15 protein-coding genes are annotated in these 20681 nt (G+C 60.5%); 8 read left to right on the top strand and 7 right to left on the bottom strand.

The features are described 5' to 3' along the window. Positions 1-212 precede the first annotated feature (212 nt). From NQ492_RS01200 to uxuA, 3 genes are all read left to right on the top strand, one after another. Positions 213-1286 carry a LacI family DNA-binding transcriptional regulator gene (locus NQ492_RS01200; RefSeq protein WP_015546543.1) on the top strand — a complete coding sequence of 358 codons (1074 nt, stop codon included), beginning with the start codon at positions 213-215 and terminating at the stop codon, positions 1284-1286. Between the two features lie 5 nt (positions 1287-1291). Next, positions 1292-2104, top strand: a complete 813-nt coding sequence (locus NQ492_RS01195; RefSeq protein ID WP_015546544.1) for an SDR family oxidoreductase — start codon at positions 1292-1294, stop codon at positions 2102-2104. Between the two features lie 536 nt (positions 2105-2640). Next, entirely contained in the window at positions 2641-3819 is a 1179-nt protein-coding gene (gene uxuA / locus NQ492_RS01190) for a mannonate dehydratase (RefSeq protein WP_015546545.1), read from the top strand. 72 nt (positions 3820-3891) lie between these two features. Here the strand turns inward: uxuA and NQ492_RS01185 are convergent, their stop codons facing one another. Then, on the bottom strand, positions 3892-4515 hold the full coding sequence (locus NQ492_RS01185; protein WP_015546546.1) for a hypothetical protein: 624 nt from the start codon (positions 4513-4515) through the stop codon (positions 3892-3894). Between the two features lie 85 nt (positions 4516-4600). Here NQ492_RS01185 and NQ492_RS01180 point away from each other — a divergent pair, with 85 nt between their 5' ends. Both NQ492_RS01180 and NQ492_RS01175 read left to right on the top strand, forming a co-directional pair. Next, complete coding sequence (locus NQ492_RS01180; protein WP_015546547.1) at positions 4601-4984, top strand: MmcQ/YjbR family DNA-binding protein; 384 nt, start codon at positions 4601-4603, stop codon at positions 4982-4984. A 31-nt stretch (positions 4985-5015) separates the two neighbouring features. Continuing rightward, on the top strand, positions 5016-5654 hold the full coding sequence (locus tag NQ492_RS01175; RefSeq protein ID WP_044054731.1) for a 3-keto-disaccharide hydrolase: 639 nt from the start codon (positions 5016-5018) through the stop codon (positions 5652-5654). A 981-nt stretch (positions 5655-6635) separates the two neighbouring features. On the opposite strand, the gene pnuC is transcribed toward NQ492_RS01175, so the two are convergent. From pnuC to NQ492_RS01145, 6 genes are all read right to left on the bottom strand, one after another. Beyond that, entirely contained in the window at positions 6636-7250 is a 615-nt protein-coding gene (gene pnuC / locus NQ492_RS01170) for a nicotinamide riboside transporter PnuC (protein WP_015546549.1), read from the bottom strand. A gap of 189 nt (positions 7251-7439) precedes the next feature. Then, positions 7440-9728, bottom strand: coding sequence for a TonB-dependent receptor (locus tag NQ492_RS01165; protein ID WP_015546550.1), 2289 nt, complete (start codon positions 9726-9728; stop codon positions 7440-7442). A gap of 327 nt (positions 9729-10055) precedes the next feature. Beyond that, a complete protein-coding gene (locus tag NQ492_RS01160) occupies positions 10056-11111 on the bottom strand; it encodes an aldose epimerase family protein (RefSeq protein WP_015546551.1) in 1056 nt (351 codons plus the stop codon). A gap of 146 nt (positions 11112-11257) precedes the next feature. Further along, positions 11258-12793 (bottom strand): glutamate--tRNA ligase, encoded by a 1536-nt coding sequence (gene gltX / locus NQ492_RS01155; RefSeq protein WP_044054123.1) that lies wholly within the window; start codon positions 12791-12793, stop codon positions 11258-11260. 41 nt (positions 12794-12834) lie between these two features. Next, a complete protein-coding gene (ychF, locus tag NQ492_RS01150) occupies positions 12835-13935 on the bottom strand; it encodes a redox-regulated ATPase YchF (protein ID WP_044054124.1) in 1101 nt (366 codons plus the stop codon). Between the two features lie 235 nt (positions 13936-14170). Then, the gene (locus tag NQ492_RS01145) at positions 14171-15088 is read right to left on the bottom strand and encodes an endonuclease/exonuclease/phosphatase family protein (RefSeq protein WP_118406485.1); all 918 of its coding nucleotides are present in this window, start codon (positions 15086-15088) and stop codon (positions 14171-14173) included. 160 nt (positions 15089-15248) lie between these two features. Here NQ492_RS01145 and NQ492_RS01140 point away from each other — a divergent pair, with 160 nt between their 5' ends. The 3 genes from NQ492_RS01140 (at position 15249) to NQ492_RS01130 (ending at position 20677) form a co-directional block, all read left to right on the top strand. Next, the gene (locus tag NQ492_RS01140) at positions 15249-15833 is read left to right on the top strand and encodes an RNA polymerase sigma factor (protein WP_229028713.1); all 585 of its coding nucleotides are present in this window, start codon (positions 15249-15251) and stop codon (positions 15831-15833) included. A 115-nt stretch (positions 15834-15948) separates the two neighbouring features. Further along, entirely contained in the window at positions 15949-17172 is a 1224-nt protein-coding gene (locus NQ492_RS01135) for a FecR family protein (RefSeq protein WP_015546553.1), read from the top strand. 43 nt (positions 17173-17215) lie between these two features. Continuing rightward, positions 17216-20677, top strand: coding sequence for a TonB-dependent receptor (locus tag NQ492_RS01130; RefSeq protein WP_231839876.1), 3462 nt, complete (start codon positions 17216-17218; stop codon positions 20675-20677). The last annotated feature ends 4 nt before the right edge of the window (positions 20678-20681 follow it).

Here is a 20681-nt window from a genome sequence, read left to right as displayed (position 1 = left end):
GCTGAAAATAAACCGTTACCTTCTCGTTACCTATTCTCCTATATGAAAGTTGTAACGACCCGATAAATCGAATCATTACAGCTTTTTAATCCCGTTCCCACTTCGGGTCCGGTCTTTTTTGGCTCGAATCGTCAGGTGTGTGCGCACACACTTGCTATTTTCGAAAATTTTGCATAGCTTTGCCGATGTAACGCCGAAGAACAGCGCAAACCATGTCCGACAACGAACATACCACGGTCCGCATCGTCGACATCGCCCGCATGGCGGGGGTGTCGGTGGCGACGGTCGACCGCGTGATCCACAACCGCGGCAAGGTCTCGGAGGAGAACCTCGCGCGCATCAATGAGGTGCTGCGGCGGGTCGACTACCGTCCCAACCTGATCGCCCGCTCGCTGGCGTCGGGCCGCAGGTACACGCTCTGCGCGGTCATGCCCCGTTTCGACCCGGGAGAGTACTGGGCCGATTTCGAGGCCGGAATCGCCCGCGCCGAGGCCGAGGCCGTGCGTTACAACGTCACGGTCCGCCGTTTCTGCTTCGACCAGTACGACCGTTCGTCGTTCGAAAGCCTGCTGGAGACGCTGCGCCGCGAGGAGTTCGACGGCGCGGTGATCGCCACGCTCTTCGCGGAGATGGTCGAGCCGTTCACCCGCGAACTCGACGCCCGGGGAGTGCCCTATGTCTTCGTCGATTCGGACATTCCCGCCTGCAACCGGCTGGCCTATTTCGGCACGTCGTCGTTCGACGCCGGGGCGGTCGCCGCACGGCTGCTGTTCGACCGCCTCGATCCGGGAGCGGACATCGTCGTGGGCCGGATCGTTCACCGGGGCGACGCCGGTTCGAACCAGTGGCGCAACCGCGAGGCGGGATTCCGCAGTTACCTCGAAGCGCATGCCTTCCGGGGCCGGCTGCACTACGCCGCGCTGCGGCTGGACGACGAAGCCTGCAACGGCCGCGTGCTGGATGAGATGTTCCGCGAAAATCCGTCGATTGCCGGGGCCGTGACCTTCAATTCGACGTGTTACATCCTTGCGGGCTATCTGGCGGCGCGGCGGCGCGATGGCGTGCGGCTGGTGGGCTACGACGTGATCCGCCGCAACGGGGAGATGCTCTCCGCGGGCGTGGTGACGGCGCTCGTCGCCCAGCGTCCCGAGGCGCAGGGCTACCGCGCGGTGATGGCCCTGTGCGAATGGCTCGTCGAGGGCCGCGCTCCGTCGAAGGTCAACAACATGCCCATCGACATCCTGCTGAAAGAGAATATACCGTATTATAAAAACAACATCATCTGAAAAACATGAAAAATCTCTTTGACATCCGGGGCCGTGTCGTCGTTGTGACGGGTGGGGCCGGGATTCTGGGCCGCTCGATCTGCGTTTACCTCGCAGAGCAGGGTGCACGCGTCGCTGTGCTCGACCGCGATGAAAAGGCGGGCGAAGCGCTTGTCGGCGAAATCCGCGCTGCGGGCGGCGATGCGCTCTTCTTCGCAACCGACGTGCTGAACCGCGAGGTGCTCGTGTCGAACCGCGAGGCGATTCTCGGGGCCTGGGGGCAGATCGACATCCTGCTGAACGCCGCGGGCGGCAACATGGGCGGTGCGACGATCGCTCCCGACAAGTCGTTCCTCGACCTGGAGATCGAAGCTTTCCGCAAGGTCGTGGACCTCAATCTGTTCGGCACGGTGCTGCCCACGACGGTCTTCGGCGAGGCCATGACGGCCCGCAGGAAGGGTGTGATCGTCAACTTCTGCTCCGAGTCGGCGTTGCGTCCGCTGACCCGCGTGGTGGGCTACGGAGCCGCCAAGGCCGCCATCGCCAACTACACGAAGTACATGGCCGCCGAACTGGCCATGAAGTTCAGCCCCGAGATGCGCGTCAACGCCATCGTCCCGGGCTTTCTGCTGACGAACCAGAACCGCGCGCTGCTGACCAACGAGGACGGTTCGTACACCGACCGTGCGCGGACGATCATCGCCCACACGCCCGCCGGACGCTTCGCCGAGCCGGAGGAGCTGCTGGGTACGATTCACTACCTCGTCAGCGACGCTTCGTCGTTCGTGACGGGCGCGCTGGCCGTCGTCGACGGCGGGTTCGACGCTTTCTCGATTTGATCCGCCGCGGGAGCCGTCTCTTCGGCGGGGTCTGACGGGCACGGCATCGGGCCGGGATCGTTCGCGGCCAGCGGCAACGTGCAGGAGGTGCAACCGCCGCATTCTCGCTTGCAGCGGAGAAAGGACAACCGCGGTCTTCGCCCGCGGGGTACTTTGTACTTTTTGACCGCAAAAAGTACCAAAAACTCCCCGGCAGATGCCTTCGCCTACTTCGTCCCGTCTAACGTTCGAAACGGGCGCCTATTCGCGGGTTTGCAAGCAAACCGGCCCCGTTTCTTGCCACTTTTAGCCGGGACTTCGTTTCACGGCTCCGGCATCGGGCCGGGATCGTTCGCGGCAATTCCGTCTTTTCGGCCGGGTAAAGAAGCGAACACGCGAACATGCGAACATGCGAACAGGGGCGAACATCTCTTGTTCGCTTGTTCGCGGAGAATCCCGGCATCGCCCCTGGAAGCGGTTTTAAACCGCCGCATTCTCGCTTGCAGCGGAGAAAGCACCGTATGTGAAAAATTTGAAAACCTAAAAACAATACATCCATGTATCTTTGCAAACAATCCTGGCGCTGGTACGGTCCGAACGACCCCGTAAGCCTCCAGGACATCCGTCAGGCCGGGGCCACCGACATCGTGACCGCCCTCCATCACATTCCCAACGGCGAGGTGTGGACCGTCGGGGAGATCGAAAAACGCCGAAAGACGGTCGCCGACGCGGGCCTTCGCTGGTCGGTCGTGGAGAGCGTCCCCGTCCACGAGCATATCAAGACCCGCACGGGCGATTTCGAGCGCTATATCGAGAATTACAAACAGTCGGTCCGCAATCTGGCCGAATGCGGCGTTAAAGTAATTACCTACAACTTTATGCCCGTGCTGGACTGGACGCGCACGAACCTCGCCTACGAGCTGCCCGACGGGTCGCGCGCCCTGCGCTTCGAGCGTGCGGCGTTCGTGGCCTTCGATCTCTTCATCCTGAAGCGTCCCGGCGCGGAGAAGGACTATTCCGAGGCCGAGCGCGCCGCTGCCGAGGCCCGCTTCGGGCGGATGGACGCCGCGGAAAAAGAGCTGATCACCCGCAACATGATCGCGGGCCTGCCCGGCTCGGAGGAGAGTTTCACGCTGGAGCAGTTCCAGCGGGAGCTGGACCGTTACAAGGATGTCACGGCCGAGACGCTGCGCGCGAACCTCGTGGCGTTCCTGCGCGAGGTGGCTCCCGTGGCCGACGAGGCGGGTGCGGTGCTGGCGATCCATCCCGACGATCCTCCGTTCCCGATCCTCGGTCTGCCCCGCATTCTCTCCACCGAATCCGACTTTCAGAAATTGGTCGAGGCGGTCCCCAACCCTTCGAACGGGCTGTGCCTCTGCACGGGTTCGTTCGGAGTGTCGGCCGCGAACGACCTGCCGGGAATGATGCTGCGGCAGGGCGACCGGGTGAATTTCGTCCACCTGCGCTCGACGCAGCGCGATGCCGAGGGCAACTTCTACGAGGCCAACCATTTGGAGGGCGACGTGCCGATGTACGACGTGATGAAAGCCCTGCTGGAGATTCAGCAGCGCCGACGCATCTCGATCCCGATGCGTCCGGACCACGGCCACCAGATGATCGACGACCTGAAGAAGAAGACCAATCCGGGATATTCGTGTCTGGGCCGCCTGCGCGGGCTGGCCGAACTGCGGGGACTGGAGCTGGGCATCGCCCGGTCGCTGTTTGCCGATAAATAGGGCAGTCTTGCACATGACGAATCGGTGCGCCTCGTGAGGGGCGCACCGATTGTGTCAGAACGGGTTCCGGAGCTATTTTTTGGCCGGGGCCGCCGGGGTCTGCGCCGTGGCCGCCGGGGTCGCCGGAACGGTCTCGATCACGTCCACCTCGGTCACCACCCAGCTGAAAAGGTCGTTCGCACACTGGCTCTCCAGCCGGCGGATCTGCGACATGTCGCTCGTGTCGGCCAGAATGGCGTTGAAGAACTGGTCCATCGTGGCGTACGTCGCATTGACCTTCGCCGCGAAGCAGTTGTAAAAGGCTTTCTGCTGCTCGTGGTCAAGCCCTGCGGGCAGCACGCCCTGCGCTACGAGGTAGTTGTAGGGGTAGATGTGCCGCATGTTGCGGGCGTCGGCGTTCAGTTCGTCGACGATCGTCGAGACGACCACCATGTCCACCGTGTCGTCGACGCCCTGCATCTGGACGAACTCCATGTAGACGGGATAACTGTTTTCGAGCTGCCCGGCCACTTCGTCGGAGAAGAGCACGAACTCGGCGTCGTTCAGGTCGTCGAGGTACACCATCTGGCGGTAGCTGCGCAGCGCCTCGCGCATCGCCTTGCGCTGTTCGTGGTTCCATTGCCGCTGCTGCGAGCAGCCGAAAAATCCTGCCGCGAAGATTGCCAGCAGAGGTACACAGAGGAGAATTTTTTTCATTTTTTACCCTGATTTTGGTTTTACTTCATTTCGGAACGCAATAGATGTGCCAAAAAAATCATATCTTTGGGGAAAAGAACCCGTTATGGATGTTTTGAGTTTCCGCGACTACTGCCTGTCGCTGCCCCTCACGGAGGAATCGACGCCGTTCGACGAGACGACGCTGGTCTACAAGATCGGCGGGAAGATGTACGCCTGCGCGGATATGAACGATTTCGGGCAGGTGGCCGTGAAGTGCGACCCCGACGAGGCGGTCCGGCTGCGCGAGCGGTACGAGGAGATCGGCCCGGCCTACCATTTCAACAAGACGCACTGGAACGGCATCCGCACCGCGGGCGACCTGCCCGACGCCTTCATCCGCGAGCAGATACGCAACTCCTACCTGCTGGTCGTGCGGCGCAGCGTCACGCCCAGGAGCCTGCGCGAGGAGATTCTGCGTCATGTCGAAGAGCACGGGCTGCCGGAATGAACCTTCAACCTCCGAAAACGATACGATGACGATGAGAATGCGATTTCTTTTTGCGGCGCTGACCCTTGCGCTGGCAGCGGGTTCGTGCAGCCGCGAGCCGCGGACCGAACTTTTCAACGGCCGGGACCTCGCCGGATGGGTGTGCGTCACCGACCCGGAGGGCGTCGGCGACGCCCGGGATGCCTTCTCCGTGCAGAACGGGAATATCCGCATAGCGGGCAGTCCGTTCGGGTACATGCGCACGGAGGAGACCTACGACGATTACCGGCTTCACGTCGAGTGGCGTTGGATCGGCGAGGCGACGAACAGCGGCATTTTCCAGCGCGTGCAGGCCGGCGACCGGCTTTGGCCCGAGGCTGTCGAGTGTCAGTTGCAGGCGGGGCGCGCGGGCGACCTGCTGGGGCTGGGCGGCGCGAAGATCGCCGGGGCGGAGAGCAACGGAAGGGTCTTCATCAAGCCGCGCAGCGGCGGGGAGTGCGAGCGGCCCGCAGGCGAATGGAACTGTGCCGAGATCGTCTGCGTGGGCGATCATATCGCGGTCTGTGTCAACGGCGTTTTGCAGAACGAGTGCACCGGATCGGTCCGCAGCGGGTATATCGCGCTTCAGAGCGAGGGCGGTCCCGTGGAGTTCCGCAACATCTGGCTGACCCGCTTGAGACGCGGGATTTAGGTTGCGGCTGGCGGCTTCGGCTTGCTCTCGTCCCGAACGCACGAACATGCGAACAAGGGGTGTTCGCCCATGTTCGCATGTTCGGGCGTTCGCGCAGAATCCCGCCATCGCCTGCGGAAGCGGGTTTTAAACCTCCGCATTATCGCTTGCAGCGGAACGAGGACAACCGCGGTCTTCGCCCGCAAGACTTCTTTGTACCTTTTTTCCGCAAAAAGTACTGATCGCAGTCTTCGACTGGCGAGTCGTTCGCCGCGAAACGCGGCGAGAAAAGTCCGCATTCTCGCTTGCAGCGGAACAAGAACAACCGACAGCCCGCGTGCCCGGAGCGGGAGGCTGCATAGTCTTGTTCTTGCTGCGCCCGCTCAACGCGGGCCGGAGGTTGTTCCCGCGAAAGCGACATGCGGATGGTTTTGGTACTTTTAACTTCGCTACGCTCGTTTTCCTCCTTCTGGCATGGCATAGCCCGCAAGCGGTCTCTGCTCGTGCTGCGTGCGTCGGTTGCCATCAAAAGTACAGAGAAAGCCGCGACATCGTCGCGGGTGTTTTGTACCTTTTTTCTGCAAAAAGGTACCCAAAAACTCCCCGGCAGATGCCTTCGCCTACTTCGTCCCGTCTAACGTTGGCTCCGGGCGCCCGCCTAAAAGGCGGGTTTAAGGGGCGATGGGCCGCAGAAAGGATCATATCCGATACGACGCTCTCACTCTTAAAACCGGCGTCTTACGCCGGCGCTCGCGCTTTTAGCCGGGCCTTCGTTTCACGGCTCCGGCATCGGGCCGGAATCGTTCGCCGCGGAACGCGGCGGGAGGAGGTGCAAAATGGCCCCTTTCGCAACCTGAAACCCCGGTTCTTAACCGGGCGCAGAACCGGGCGGAGAGCGGGCCGAAGCTGCCAGTCGCAATGCAAATCCCGGTTCTTAACCGGGCGAACGCGCGAACAAGGGGTGTTCGCCCATGTTCGCGTGTTCGCAGGTAAAACGGATTTTTAAGCCCGGGCCTGCCGCCGCCATCGGAGGTAACCCGCCACGGCCAGCGCCGAGTAGAGGGCGTAAAGCCCCGCGGTGTAGGGCAGGTCCTTATAGAGGTAAAGCCCGACGGTCACCAGATCCACGACCAGCCACACGAGCCATTGCTCCACCAGCTTGCGCGACAGCATCCACATCGCCACGACCGACAGCGCCGTGGTCCCCGCGTCCCAGAAGGGTACGGTGCTGTCCGTGAAGCGGGTCAGCAGCAGGTACAGCCCGATGTGCGCCGCGGCGTAGACCCCTGCGAGCGCCGGGACCGTCCGCAGGGGCGTGTGGCCGATGCGCAGCGCGGCGGCCCGCTTTGCGCCCTCCGCATCTTCAGGGCCGGTCAGCCCGGCGTCCGTTTTTCGGCCCCTCCTGCGCCACACGAGCCACCCGTACAGCCCCGCCAGCACGTAGTAAGCCTGCATCGAGCAGTCGGCATACAGCCCCGATTTGTAGTAGAGCGCCCCGTGGATCAGAGGCATGACAAGCCCCACGATCCACAGCCGGATGTCGGCGCGGTATTCGAGCCAGAGGTAGAGCAATCCCAACAGGACGCCGGCGATTTGCAGGAGGAGTTTTATGTCCATTGTTTCAACATTCGTATTGTCATTCCGAAGAGGACCGAAGGTCCGACGTGGGAATCTGCTGGAAGCGTTGTAAGGTCACGACTTTCGCCCGGATTGCCACGGCATCTGCGACGCCTCGCAATGCACGAAGTACAATTATTTAGTTTTCAGAGCTGAAATTCGGTTTCAGCGGCGTTGAAATCGCGCGTTTTAAAATTTCACCGTGACGTTCGCCAGCACGTTCAGCGGCGCCTGCGGGAAGTAGTAGGCCTCGTCGATGCGTACAGGCGCGGGTCCGCTCCACGTGTCCATGTACGAATACCCGTAGCCGTTGCTCTCGTATTCCGCATTGAACAGGTTGTTGATCAGCAGGCCCAGCCGAACGCTGCGCGCCGAACGGGTGCGGAACGTATAGGCGAGGTTGAGGTTGGTCACGCAGTAGGCGTCCAGCGACAGGGCGTCGTTCTCGTTGTTGGTGAAATACTGCTTGCCGACGTGCTGGGTGTGGAACACGGCTTCGAATCCGCGGTGGTGGAAATTCAGGAAGGCGTTGGCGATGACGTCGGGCGAATAGGCGATGGTCATGTCGCCCAGCTCCTTGCCGTAGGTGGGGCTATCCTTCAGTGCGTCGACGTAGTTCTCGATGCGGTTCTGCGAGAAGGTGGCGTTGGCCCCCACGGTGAACCACCCGGTTGCGCGCCACGAGGCCGACAGCTCCACGCCCCGGCGGTAGCTGTCCGGGACGTTGGTGTTGAGGGCGTTGCTGTCGTCGTTCACCATGCCCGTCGGCACGAGCTGGTCCTTGTACTTCATGTAGTAGAGATTCACCCCCAGCGAGAGGCGCGGCGCCGTGTACTGGTAGCCCAGCTCCCAGTCGTAGAGCTTTTCCGACGAGGGGTAGGTGTCGTCGGCCGCGAACTTGTAACGGTCGGTGAAGTCGCTGCGCGTGGGTTCCTTCTGGGCCACGGCGAACGAGAGGTAGAAGTTGTTGCGCTCGGCGAGCGTGTAGCTCACGCCGGCGCGGGGATTGAAGAAGTGGTACTGTTTGTCCACGTCGATGGGCTGCATCCCGACCTCCTCCGAAACGTAGTTGTCGTTGACGCCCCAGGCCTGATAGCTGACATAGCGGTACTGGAGGTCCGCAAAGAGCCTCAACCCTTTGGCCACGGACCAGTTGGCGCGAGCGAAGAGGTTGGCGTCGTGCTTGTCCACGTCGTTGTCGTACCAGCGGCCGCCGATCTGGCTGCCTTCCAGTCCGTCCACCCAGTCGAGCACGCCCCAGTGGGGGCAGGAGTAGTAGCTGTACGAACCGCCGAAGGCGAGGTCGAGCTTCCGCACCGAGTAGGCCGCCGAGGCGTTCAGACCTCCGAGGTGGTTGCGCATGATCTTCTCGCGGACGAGGTCGGCCTCCTTTCCGGCAGCGACGTCGGTCGGGATATTGAGGTATTCGGAGAGCGTGCGTGCGTCCTTGTACTGCTTGTAGAAGCCGTAGCCATAGGTGTAGAATCCCGTGGCGTTGAGGGTCCACTTCTCGTTGAAACGGTGGGAGAGCACCAGCTGGTTGTTGATTTGCAGGTAGTTGTCCGTCTGATCGTCGTAATAGTCTACCGTGGCGCGCTGCCGCTCGCCGTCCTTCATATAATAATAGGAGTGCGGTCCGTTCGAGGTGTAGTACATGCCCTCGGTGTGGAACCTCCGGCCGTTGAGACGCATCTCCTCTTTCGTCGCGCCCGTGTAGGTGAGTCCCGTTTTGGCCTTGCCGCCGAACGAAATCAGCTTGAGCATCGTGTTGCCGTTGTAGTAGCCGGCCTGGAACATGTAGGATTTGAGGTCCGTGGCTCCGCGGTCGATGTAGCCTTCCGAGCCGATGTGCGTCAGCCGCGCGTCGAGGGTCCAGTGGCCGCCCATCAGGCCCGAGGAGATGTGCACGGCCTGCTTGTTGGTGTTGTACGAGCCGTAGGAGAGCGACGCGTCGCCGCCGAACTCGGTTTGCAGGGCGTCGGTCGACATGTTGACCGCTCCGCCGAAGGCTCCCGTGCCGTTGGTCGAGATGCCGGCGCCGCGCTGCACCTGAATGCTTCCCACGGCCGAGACGAGGTCGGGGGTGTCGTACCAGTACATCGAGTGCGAGTCGGGGTTGTTCATCGCCACGCCGTTGATCGTGACGTTGAGACGCGTCGGGTCCGTGCCGCGCAGGCGCACGGCCGTGCCGCCGATGCCGATGCCCGTTTCGTTGGTGGCGATCATCGAGGGGGTCAGGGCCAGCAGCGTGGGGATGTCGGTTCCGTAGCTGTTGCGGGCGATCTCTTCGCGCCGGATGTCGGAGTAGGCCACGGGGGTGGTCGGGGTTGCGCGCGTGGCGGTCACCTCGACCTCCTGCAAGCGGTACATTCTGACCGAATCGCCGGCGTTTTGGTTGGCGGGCTGCTTCTCTTCAGCCCGCAGCTGTGCGGCCGAGCAGAGCGCGGCGGCCGCAAGTGAAAGAAAAATCCTTTTCATCGTTAAACTTTTTGAGTTAATGGACTGAAAAGGGGTATGTGTTGTTGATTACGCTTCGTCCCGGTCTCGGCATTACCCGTCTCCGGTTCAATGGGTATAATCTCAGCCTGACAGTAAGGCACCCCTTTGAAATATCGGGTGCAAAGGTAAGTAATAAAAATTAAAAATTAAAAATTAAAAATTAAGAATTAAAAATTGTCGGAAAGGATACCCGTAAATTTCGATGTATCTGGTGCCGAAAATAAGTTCGGTCCTCCAATTTGTCGAAACGCACAGTGCGATTTTCCGCAGGTAATTTTTAATTCTTAATTTTTCATTTTTAATTCCTTAGAACGTTCCGAAGCGGAAAACGATCTTCTGGCAGTAGGTTTCGCCGGGGCGGAGCAGCGGCGAGGGGAATTCGGGATGGTTCACGGCGTCGGGGTAGTTCTGGCACTCCATCGCCACGCCGTCGTAGTCGGCATAGCGGCCGCCCGACTTGGTTTCGGGGCATCCGCCCGCGAGCCAGTTGCCCGTGTAGATCATCACGCTGGGCTGCGACGAGAGCACCGTCACCGAACGGCCCGACCGGGGTTCGCGCAGGGTGCCGACCTCGCCCAGAATATTGGGCTTCCAGCCGTCGACGACGAAGGGATGGTCATAGCCTTTGAAGTCGCGGATGTGGTTGAACTCCGACGAGATGCCGGGGCGGAAAGAGCGGAATTCCCGAAAATCCTGCGGGGTTCCGGCTGCGTCCAGAAGCTTGCCCGTGGGGATCTGGCGTTCGTTCATTTCCAGAATCTTCGAGCTGTTCAGGCGCAGTTCGTGGTCGAGCACCGACCCGCTGCCTTCGCCCGCGAGGTTGAAATAGACATGGTTGGTGAGGTTCACCACGGTCGTCTTATCGGTCCGTGCGAGGTAGGTGATCTCCAGCGCATTGTCGTCGTCGAAATCGAATACGGCCTCGACGCACAGCTCGCCGGGATAGCCCTGGTCGCCGTCCTCCGAGACGAGCGACATCACCACGCGGTTGGTCTCCACGCGGCTCTCCCAGATGCGGTTGGCGAAGTTCTTCGTTCCGCCGTGCAGGTGGTTCACGCCGTTGTTGACCTCCAGCCGGTACTCCTTGCCCTCGACGGTCATCTGCCCGAAGGCGATGCGGTTGGCGCAGCGTCCCACGCTCTTTCCCGAGGCGGCTCCGTCGAAGAAGTAGCCTTCGGGGTGTTTGTATCCCAGCACCACGTCGGCCATGCGGCCCTCGCGGTCGGGCATCTTCACCGAGACAATCGCCGCGCCGTAGTTCGTAAGCTGCACTTCGGCTCCCGAGTCGTTGCGCAGCGTGTAGCGAATGATTGCCTCGCCCTCCGGGGTCATGCCCCAGACGTGTTGTTCGATTTGTACCATAGTTTAATATAAGTTCGACGGGGTTAGGTTGTTTTCAGATCGGAGCGATTTTGTCTATGAACCCCCATCGAACTTATATTACGGCATTTTTAACGCCGGGGCTCATGTTGAAAATCCCTCTGAATCGCCCTTTGAAAAGGGCGACTTTACTCTATTGCGGGTTTTAGATTGGTCAGCAGATTATCGATGCGGCGCAGGGTCTCCTCTTTGCCGATGAACGACGTTACGTCGTACATGCCCGGGCCTTTTCCGGCGCCCACGAGGGCCAGCCGCAGGGTGTTCATCACCTGGCCCATGCCGTAGCCTTTCTCCTCGATCCAGGCGTGGACGATGCGTTCGGTGTTCTCCAGCGAGAAGTCGTCAATTCCCGCCAGCACGTCGCGCAACTCCCGCAGAATGGCGGGATTCTGCCCCTTCCAGTACTTGCGCACCTGCTTTTCCTCGTACTCCCGGGGAGCCTCGAAGAAGAACGACGTGAGGTCCCACAGATCGGTCGTGAACGTCGCGCGCTCCTTCATAATGCCCGCGGCTTTGCCGGCCACGGCGTCCGAAACCTCGATGCCGTGGCTGCGCAGGACGGGCTGGTAGAGGGCCGCCAGTTCGGCGTCGGTCTTGTGGTGCATGTACTGGGCGTTGAACCACCGGGCCTTGTCGGGCTGGAATCGGGCGCCCGATTTCGAGACGCGGTCGAGCGAGAAGCTGTCGATCAGCTCCTGCATCGAGAAGATCTCCTGCTCCGTGCCGGGGTTCCAGCCCAGCAGCGCCAGCATGTTGATGAACGCCTCGGGGAAATAGCCGTCCTCGCGGTAGCCGTGGGCGGTCTCACCCGTCGGAGAGGTCCAGAAGAGCGGAAATACCGGGAATCCCATCTTGTCGCCGTCGCGCTTCGAGAGCTTGCCGCCGCCCGTGGGTTTGAGCAGCAGGGGCAGGTGGGCGAACCGGGGCTGCACGTCCGTCCACCCGAAGGCTTTGTACAGGAGGTAGTGCAGCGGCAGCGACGGCAGCCACTCTTCGCCGCGGATGACGTGCGACACCTCCATCAGCCGGTCGTCGACGATGTTCGCCAGGTGGTAGGTGGGCAGCGCGTCGGCCGATTTGTAGAGCACCTTGTCGTCCAGCGTCGAGGTGTTGACCTCCACGTGTCCGCGGATCAGGTCGTCCATCGCGACCGTTTCGTTTTCGGGCATCCGGAAGCGGATCACCCACTGGTCGCCGCGGTCGAGGCGCGCCTTCACCTCCTCGGCGGGCAGCGCCAGCGACGTGGCCAGCTTTTCGCGCACCGCATAATTATAGGCGAACGCCTCGCCGCGCGCCTCGGCCTCCCTGCGCAGGGCGTCCAATTCCTCGGCCGTGTCGAAGGCGTAGTAGGCCCAGCCCGCCTCGACGAGTTGCAGGGCGTATTTGAGGTAGATTTCGCGCCGCTCGCTCTGGCGGTAGGGGGCGTGAGGCCCTCCGACGCCCACGCCTTCGTCGATCTCGATGCCGCACCATTTGAGCGATTCCAGAATGTAATCCTCCGCTCCGGGGACGAACCGCTGCGAATCGGTGTCCTCGATGCGCAGGATCATCGTTCCCTTGTGCCGGCGGGCGAACAGGTAGTTGTACAGTGCCGTACGGACGCCGCCGATGTGCAGCGGCCCGGTGGGGCTGGGCGCGAAGCGCACCCGAACTGGTCTTTCCATAGCTGTATTCTTTAATTTTTTTACGATCCCGGGTTGCGGCGTCAGACGTTGAACAGGAAGTGCATGATGTCGCCGTCCTCGACGACATACTCCTTGCCTTCGATCGACAGTTTGCCCGCATCGCGGCACGCCTTCTCCGAACCCAGGGCGGTGTAGTCGTCGTACTTGATCACCTCGGCGCGGATGAACCCCTTTTCGAAATCGGTGTGGATGATGCCGGCCGTCTGCGGGGCTTTCATGCCGCGCAGGTAGGTCCAGGCGCGGGTCTCGTCGGCCCCGGTGGTGAAGAACGTTTCGAGGTTGAGCAATTTGTAGGCCGATTTGATCAGGCGCGCCACGCCCGACTCCTCCAGCCCCAGGTCTTCGAGGAACATCTGCCGCTCGTCGAAGTCTTCCAGTTCGGCGATGTCGGCCTCCGTGGCGGCGGCGATGACGAGCATTTCGGCCCGCTCGCCGGCGATGGCCTCCCGGACGGCCTCGGTGTAGGCGTTGCCCGTCGCGGCGCTCTTTTCGTCGACGTTGCAGACGTACAACACGGGCTTGTCGGTCAGCAGGTTGAGGTCGGCGACCAGTTTGCGGTCCTCCTTGTCGAGTTCCACGGTGCGGGCCGAAAGCCCCTGTTCCAGCACCGCCTTGTACTGCAAGAACAGCTCCACGGCGCGCTTGGCCTGCTTGTCGCCGCCCGAGGTGGCCTGCTTCTGGGTCTTGGAGAGCCGGTTCTCGACGGTTTCGAGATCCTTCAGCTGCAATTCGGTGTCGATGATGCCCTTGTCGCGCACGGGGTCTATCGAGCCGTCGACGTGGGTGATGTTGCCGTTGTCGAAGCACCGCAGGACGTGGATGATCGCATTCGTGTTGCGGATGTTGCCCAGAAATTTGTTGCCCAGACCTTCGCCCTTCGAGGCGCCCTTCACGAGGCCCGCGATGTCGACGATTTCGATCGTCGTCGGGACCACGCGCTTGGGGTTGTCGATCTCCGCGAGGCGGATCAGCCGCCGGTCGGGGACCGTGATCACGCCCACATTGGGCTCGATGGTGCAGAAAGGAAAGTTTGCCGCCTGTGCCTTTGCATTGGACAGACAGTTGAAAAGGGTCGATTTACCCACGTTCGGCAAGCCGACGATGCCGCATTGTAACGCCATTTATTCGTTTCGTTTATGTTGCTGTCAGACAAATTGCGCTTATCGTGAAACAAGCCCACAAAGATACGAATTTCTTTTCAATAATCGGAGACGCTCGCGGGTAAAAGCGGAAAGGGGGATGGTTTCCGGCTCTGGGCGCGGAAAAAAGCGCTTCTGTCCGTTCCGTTTATCCCTTGGCAAATAAAACCTCTTCGCCAGTTGGCGAAGAGGTTTTATTTGCCGGCAGCAAGGCTGGCTATTCGGCCAGCGACCATTCGATCACGACCGGGAAGTGGTCCGAGGGGTATTTCCGGTTGTAACTGTTGTTGACGATGCGCCACGAAACGACCTTCGTGTCCTTCGGCGTGACGAAGACGTGGTCGATGCGCGACGCAGCGGCGGGAGGCGTCGAGATGTATTTGTAGCCGTTGTAGGTGGGCCAGTCTCCGTTGGTCTTGGACGGACAGCGGACGTAGCTGTCGGCAAGGATGCCTGATCCGGCGATCGTTTTGTAGGCTTCGGTGTTTTGGTTCGAATTGAAGTCACCCGTGCAAAAGGCCGGTTTGCCGCCTGCGATCTCCCGGACCTTGGCCACCAGCAGTTTGGCGCTCTCGGCGCGGGCCGTGGTCCCTATGTGGTCGAAGTGCGAATTGAAATGGTAGAATTCCCGTCCGTTCGCGCGGATGCGGAAATGCACCCAGTTGCACATGCGGGGCGAATAGGAGTCCCAGCCTTTGGACCCGGGGGCGGAAGGCGTTTCGGAGTACCAGAACGATCCCATATCCAATACTTCGAATTTGTCCTTGCGGTAGAAAACGGGGTTGTAGTGGCGTCGTTGGGCCGTTTTGTCACCGATGACGTTTTCTCCGACCCAGGTGTATCCGTCGAGGAACGGCTCGATGTCCTTGATCTGGGTCAGATAAGGCTCCTGCGCTCCGAAGATGTCGAACTTCTCGCTCTGGAGTAGTTGGCGAAGCAAATCCCGGCGGGTCGTCCATTTGTTGTCTTGATCGGAAGAGTTGTCGTACTGGATGTTGTAGGTGGCGACGCGAATCGGATCGAGCCACTCTTTTCCAGGTGCAGGGGCGGGTGCGGGATCGTCGTTTCCCGAACTGCACAGCGAGAAGAGCGGCAGGCAGAGCAGGAACAGACTGAAATACGGTTTTCGTATCATTTTTCCGAAAGAGATTGGTTTCGAATTTAAGACGAACTGTTTCCGGTTTTGTCCCCCGGGGAGCGAAAATTTGCTATTTCGCATTTTTTATTCGATTTTTACCGCTTGCAGGGGGACAAACCGGACGGTTTTCCGTTATATCGAATGACCGACCAAACCAATGAACCGAATGTTTCGGCAACGCAAGTACGACACCCGACGAATCGACCGGCAGTATGCCGAAGAGACCGACGTATATGTTATGTTGTATAACAGTTACGCCGATGCGCTCTATGCCTACGGCATGGGGTTCGGTTTCGACAACGAAACGGTCAAGGATGTCATCCACGACATATTCCTCGACATTATGACCCGCCAGGTCGACCTGGGCCGCATCGTCAACATCAAGGCCTACCTTTTCCGGATCGTTCACAACCGCCTGGTCGACCTGCACCGTTCGCGGGTGGACAAATGCGACCTTTCGGACCGGGAGCCGGGATTGCGGGTGTCGCTGACCTCGCTCGACGCGATGATCGAATCGGAGCACGTGCTGCGCATCCGCCAAACGATCGAGTCGCTGCTCAACCAGCTCTCGCCCAAGCAGCGCGAGGCGCTGCTGCTGCGCTTCGTCTACGAGATGGAGTATGACGACATCGCCGTCATACTCGACGCCACGCCCCACGCCGTCCGCAAGTTCGTGTCGAAGGGGCTGGGCAAACTTCGGAAGGGCAGGGAGTGCGGCAAGACGATGAAAATAGCCACTTGACACGGCGGACGCTGTTTTTTGCGGTTCGAGGGGGACAAAACGGCGGATTCGCCGTCATAGGGGAGAGCGCGGCGCCGCAGCCGCAGCATGCAGTTTGAAGATTACGTTGGAATCAATGATAAAACCGGACGATATTAAGAAGCACACGGCGGAGTTCTTCACCTCCGACCCGGACTTCGTTTTGTGGTGTCTCGATCCCGAGCGGGCGCAGGACGGCTATTGGTGCGGTTACACCGAACGCCATCCGCAGGACCTGGTCGAATTCGAGCGCGCCGTGAGCCTGGTGCGCCGTGTGGGCAAGACCCATCCCGCGCTGCCGTCCGTGGAGAAACAGTTGCTGCTCGACCGCATCCTGACCGACCATTACGCCCGGCGCCGTTTTGCAGCCCCTCCCCGCCGCCGCAACCGGACGGCGCTCTTCGCCGCCGCTTCCCTGCTGGTCGCCGGCGTCGTGGCGGCCCTGTTCTGGAGTGCGGATTTCACGGGTTCCGGGCTGCCTTCGGCCGAGGCCTATGAGAACATCACGCTCGTGACCCGCGAAGGCAGCCGCGAGGTGTACGACGACATCGCCCGTATCAGCCTTACGCCCAAGGGCGAAATCCTGATCGACGGCAAGGAGAACGAAGGGGCGGAGACCGATCGCAGGACGCCCCGGCAGGAGGTGCGCGTGCATACGAGCGAACTGGTGGTCCCCAAGGGCAAGCGCGCACATCTGCAACTCTCCGACGGGACGCGGGTGTGGATCAATTCGGCGTCGGTGCTCCGTTTCCCGTCGGCGTTCGGTGACACGCGCGACGTCTTCGTCGAGGGCGAAGCCTATTTCGAGGTGGCGAAGGATGCGAACCGTCCCTTCATCGTGCACACCGACCATTTTGCGACCCGCGTGCTGGGCACGTCGTTCGACGTGACGACCGCGCCCCGGGCCGACGGTTCGTCGGCCGTGGTGCTGGTCGAAGGCTCCGTGGCCATCGACGTGGCCAACGGCGAATCGGTGACGCTGAATCCTTCGGAACGCTTCTCGATGAAGGACGGCAGCTATTCGGTCTACGAGGTCGATCCCTATAAATACATCAGTTGGAAGGACGGACTGTTGTTCTTCACCTCGAACACGCTGTTCGAAGTCCTGCAAAAGGTGGCTGCGTTCTACAAGATCGAAATAACCTGCTTCGGGGAGATCGGGAGCCGGAAGTGTACCGGCAAGCTGATCCTGTTCGACGACCTGGACGGCACGCTCGACGTGCTCTCCGACATTTTCCGGATCGCCTACGTCCGGGGGCCCGACGGCTCGGTGGCGGTGAGGCCTGCCCCCGACGATTGCGCCGACGCCGTATATCGCTGACAACCAATTCCAGTCTTAAATACTAACCTTAATACTGTTACTTATGAAGAAACTTTTCTTTGTGAGGAGTGGCTCGACATGCCGTATGCTGCGGATTCTTGCGGCGGTGATGCTGTTGCTTCCGGTGAATCTCCAGCCCGTCCGGGCCTCCCGGCAGGACGCCGGGGCCAAATCGTCGCTGACCGTGAAGATGAAGGACGCAACGCTGTCGAGCGTCTTTGCCGAGGTCGAGCGGACCAGCCGCTACGCCTTCATTTACACCGACGACGTGCGGCCGCTGCTCGACCGCCGGGTTTCGGTTTCGGTCAGGTCTGCGACCATCGACGAACTGCTGTCCGCGGTCCTCAAGGGAACGGAGCTGACCGGACGGGTGCGCGAAAGCCAGGTGATCATCTCGAAAGCGCCCGCCCGGAAAAACGCCGCCGTCACCCCCCCCCTCCCGGCTGCGAATTCCGGTAGGGAAATCGTCTTGCAGGGGACGGTGATCTCTTCGGCCGACAACAAGCCCATCGTCGGTGTTTCGGTCTATGTCGAGGGGACGACCGTCGGCGCCACCTCGGACATCAACGGCAACTACACCCTCAAGGTGCCGGCGGGAACGAAACACGTCACCTTCGCTTTTCTGGGCTACGACACCAAGAAGATCGCCGTCGCCGATGTCGAACTGTTCAAGCTCGTGACGCTGATCGAGGCGTCGAACGTCATGGACGACGTGGTGGTCGTGGCCTTCGGCACGCAGAAGAAGGAGAGTTTGGTGGGAGCCGTGCAGGTCGTGCGTCCCAGTACGCTCAAGGTGACGTCGAGCAACCTCTCGACCTCGTTCGCGGGCAAGATCGCCGGCGTCATCTCGACCCAGTCGTCGGGCGAACCCGGCGCCGACGGTGCGAATTTCTGGATTCGCGGCATCTCGACCTTCGGGGCCAACAAATCGCCGCTGCTGATTCTCGACGGCGTGGAGATCGTCTCGGAGATGCTCAACAACATTCCGCCCGAGGCGATCGAGTCGTTTTCGATCCTGCGCGACGCCACGGCCACGGCGCTCTACGGTTCGCGCGGCGCCAACGGCGTAATGATCATTACCACCAAAAACGGCCGCCAGTCGGAGAAGATGGCGATCAACGTTCGTCTCGAGTCGGGCATTTCGATGCCGACGCGCGTGCAGGACATCGCCGACGGCGTGACTTACATGGAGAACTACAACGAGGCGCTGCGCACCCGCACCCCGGCGGGCGAAACTTATGTGCAGCACTTTTCGGACGAGAAGATCACGGGCACCCGCAACCGGCTCAATCCCTACGTCTATCCCGACAATGACTGGTATTCGATGCTTTTCAAGGATTTTACGGTCAACGAGAACATGAATCTCAATGTGCGGGGCGGCGGCAAGGTGGTCGACTATTTCCTCAATGCTTCGATCTTCAACGAAAACGGTATCCTGAAGAAGCCCGCGGAGTCGAAATTCAACACCAACATCAATTCGCAGAAATACCTTTTCCAGGCCAACGTCGGCGCGCAGCTCACCCGAACGACCCGCGTGAGTCTGAAGATGAACACGCAGCTGCTTTTCTGGCACCGTCCCGTCGAAGAGGTGAAAGACCTGTTCTACTATACGATGCGCGCCAATCCGGTCGCTTTCCCGGCCATCTATCCCAAAGGCTCCGTGGAGGATCTCGACGATCCGATTTTCGGAAATGCCCCTTCGTGGGACGGTGGTTCTACGGACATCAATCCTTATGCCCTGTTGAGCCGCGGATACGGACAGCGCCATACGCAGTACATCACCACGACCTTCTCGGTGGACCAGGACCTCGATTTCGTCACCAAGGGACTGAAGGTTCGGGGCATGGTCTCGTTCTACAACAAGACCTATGCGGCGACTTACCGTTCTTTTTCTCCCTATTATTACGAAATGACCGACTATACCGACAACGGCGACGGGACTTTCGACTACAACCTGCAAAGCATCGGCACGCCCGGATCGTCCTATCTGGGAACCTCCACGGGGCGGAACGGTTACCGTGAGATCTCGTTGCAGGGGCAGATCGAATATTCGCGCACGTTCGGCAAACACGACGTCAACGCCCTGTTCGTCTACCACCAGAAGGAGAAGGTCGACAATCAGCCCGCCAATGATGAGTACAAGGTGCTCCCTTACCGCGAGCAGGGCCTTGCCGGACGTTTTACCTATGGGTATGACAACCGCTACCTGATGGAGTTCAACTTCGGCTACAACGGCTCGGAGAACTTCATATCGGGTCGTCGTTTCGGGTTTTTTCCCTCGATCGCCGGAGCGTGGGTCGTGTCGGGCGAACCGTTCTGGGAAGGTATCCGCAGCAAGGTGAACCTGCTGAAAATCCGTGCTTCGTACGGTCTTTCGGGCAACGACTATCTGGCCGACAGCAGCAACAACATCGTCCGTTTCCCCTATCTCACGACGGTCAACATGAACAAGGCGCTCTACGTGTGGTTTTCGCCCAACTTCGTCAAGCAGACCGGACACGAGATCAAGACCGTGGGCAATCCCCTGGCCACGTGGGAGGAGAGCACCAAACTTAACGTAGGACTTGAACTGGGACTGTTCGACGCCCTGACGCTGAACGTCGACGTTTACAAGGAAAATCGTACCGGCATCTTCATGCAGCGGCGTTCGCTGCCCTCGACGATGGGCCTTTCGGGCGTCACGCCCTACGGCAATCTGGGTGAGGTGGAGAACCGCGGCGTCGATGTTTCGCTCGAATACAACAAGGCGTTCAACAAGGACCTGCTGGTCTCCGTGCGCGGAACGTTCACCTATGCGCACAACGAGGTGAAGGCCCGCGACGAGGCGAAATACCTGCCCAACAAATACAACTCCGTGCTGGGCAAACCCGTCAATTCGGTTTACGGACTGGTCGCCGACGGCCTTTTCGCCTCGCAGGAGGAGATCGACAACTCGCCCCGGCAGACCTTCATGCCCGATTATCTGCCTGGCGACATCAAATACCGCGACCTGAACGGCGACGGCGTGATCGACGCCAACGACCGCACGTCGCTGGGTTATCCCACCGTGCCCGAGATCTTGTACGGCTTCGGCGCCTCGGTCAACTACAAACGCTGGGACTTCTCGTTCTTCTTCCAGGGCACGGCGCGCGTCTCGCTGCGCATGTACGACATGCACCCGTTCCGCGACAATCAGTATTCGGGCTTCAACATGACGCAGTACGTTGCCGACGACCACTGGTCGGAAGCCGATCCCAATCCCAATGCCGCCTATCCGCGCCTGGATTACCGCTACAACGCCAACAACACGCAGACCTCGTCGTTCTGGATCAAGAACGGCAGCTACCTGCGCCTGAAGAGCGTCGAACTGGGTTTCACGTACAAAAGCCTGCGCGCCTATCTGGCCGGCACGAATCTGTTCATCATTTCGCCCTTCAAATACTGGGACCCCGAAATGGGAAGCGGCAACGGCTTGAAATACCCGTTGCAGCGCGTGGTGAAACTCGGCCTTCAGTATAACTTCTAAAATT

The sequence above is a fragment of the Alistipes shahii WAL 8301 genome, assembly GCF_025145845.1.
GTDB classification, from domain to species: domain Bacteria; phylum Bacteroidota; class Bacteroidia; order Bacteroidales; family Rikenellaceae; genus Alistipes; species Alistipes shahii.
This window is presented reverse-complemented; position numbering and strand designations above follow the sequence as displayed.

What these genes read in the sequence shown, in the direction of transcription:
- NQ492_RS01135 (WP_015546553.1), top strand. Translation starts at nt 15,949, where the DNA reads ATGATAAAACCGGACGATATTAAGAAGCACACGGCGGAGTTCTTCACC.
- NQ492_RS01200 (WP_015546543.1), top strand. Translation starts at nt 213, where the DNA reads ATGTCCGACAACGAACATACCACGGTCCGCATCGTCGACATCGCCCGC.
- NQ492_RS01130 (WP_231839876.1), top strand. Translation starts at nt 17,216, where the DNA reads ATGAAGAAACTTTTCTTTGTGAGGAGTGGCTCGACATGCCGTATGCTG.
- pnuC (WP_015546549.1), bottom strand. Translation starts at nt 7,250, where the DNA reads ATGGACATAAAACTCCTCCTGCAAATCGCCGGCGTCCTGTTGGGATTG.
- NQ492_RS01165 (WP_015546550.1), bottom strand. Translation starts at nt 9,728, where the DNA reads ATGAAAAGGATTTTTCTTTCACTTGCGGCCGCCGCGCTCTGCTCGGCC.
- uxuA (WP_015546545.1), top strand. Translation starts at nt 2,641, where the DNA reads ATGTATCTTTGCAAACAATCCTGGCGCTGGTACGGTCCGAACGACCCC.
- NQ492_RS01180 (WP_015546547.1), top strand. Translation starts at nt 4,601, where the DNA reads ATGGATGTTTTGAGTTTCCGCGACTACTGCCTGTCGCTGCCCCTCACG.
- gltX (WP_044054123.1), bottom strand. Translation starts at nt 12,793, where the DNA reads ATGGAAAGACCAGTTCGGGTGCGCTTCGCGCCCAGCCCCACCGGGCCG.
- NQ492_RS01195 (WP_015546544.1), top strand. Translation starts at nt 1,292, where the DNA reads ATGAAAAATCTCTTTGACATCCGGGGCCGTGTCGTCGTTGTGACGGGT.
- ychF (WP_044054124.1), bottom strand. Translation starts at nt 13,935, where the DNA reads ATGGCGTTACAATGCGGCATCGTCGGCTTGCCGAACGTGGGTAAATCG.
- NQ492_RS01185 (WP_015546546.1), bottom strand. Translation starts at nt 4,515, where the DNA reads ATGAAAAAAATTCTCCTCTGTGTACCTCTGCTGGCAATCTTCGCGGCA.
- NQ492_RS01145 (WP_118406485.1), bottom strand. Translation starts at nt 15,088, where the DNA reads ATGATACGAAAACCGTATTTCAGTCTGTTCCTGCTCTGCCTGCCGCTC.
- NQ492_RS01160 (WP_015546551.1), bottom strand. Translation starts at nt 11,111, where the DNA reads ATGGTACAAATCGAACAACACGTCTGGGGCATGACCCCGGAGGGCGAG.
- NQ492_RS01175 (WP_044054731.1), top strand. Translation starts at nt 5,016, where the DNA reads ATGAGAATGCGATTTCTTTTTGCGGCGCTGACCCTTGCGCTGGCAGCG.
- NQ492_RS01140 (WP_229028713.1), top strand. Translation starts at nt 15,249, where the DNA reads ATGAACCGAATGTTTCGGCAACGCAAGTACGACACCCGACGAATCGAC.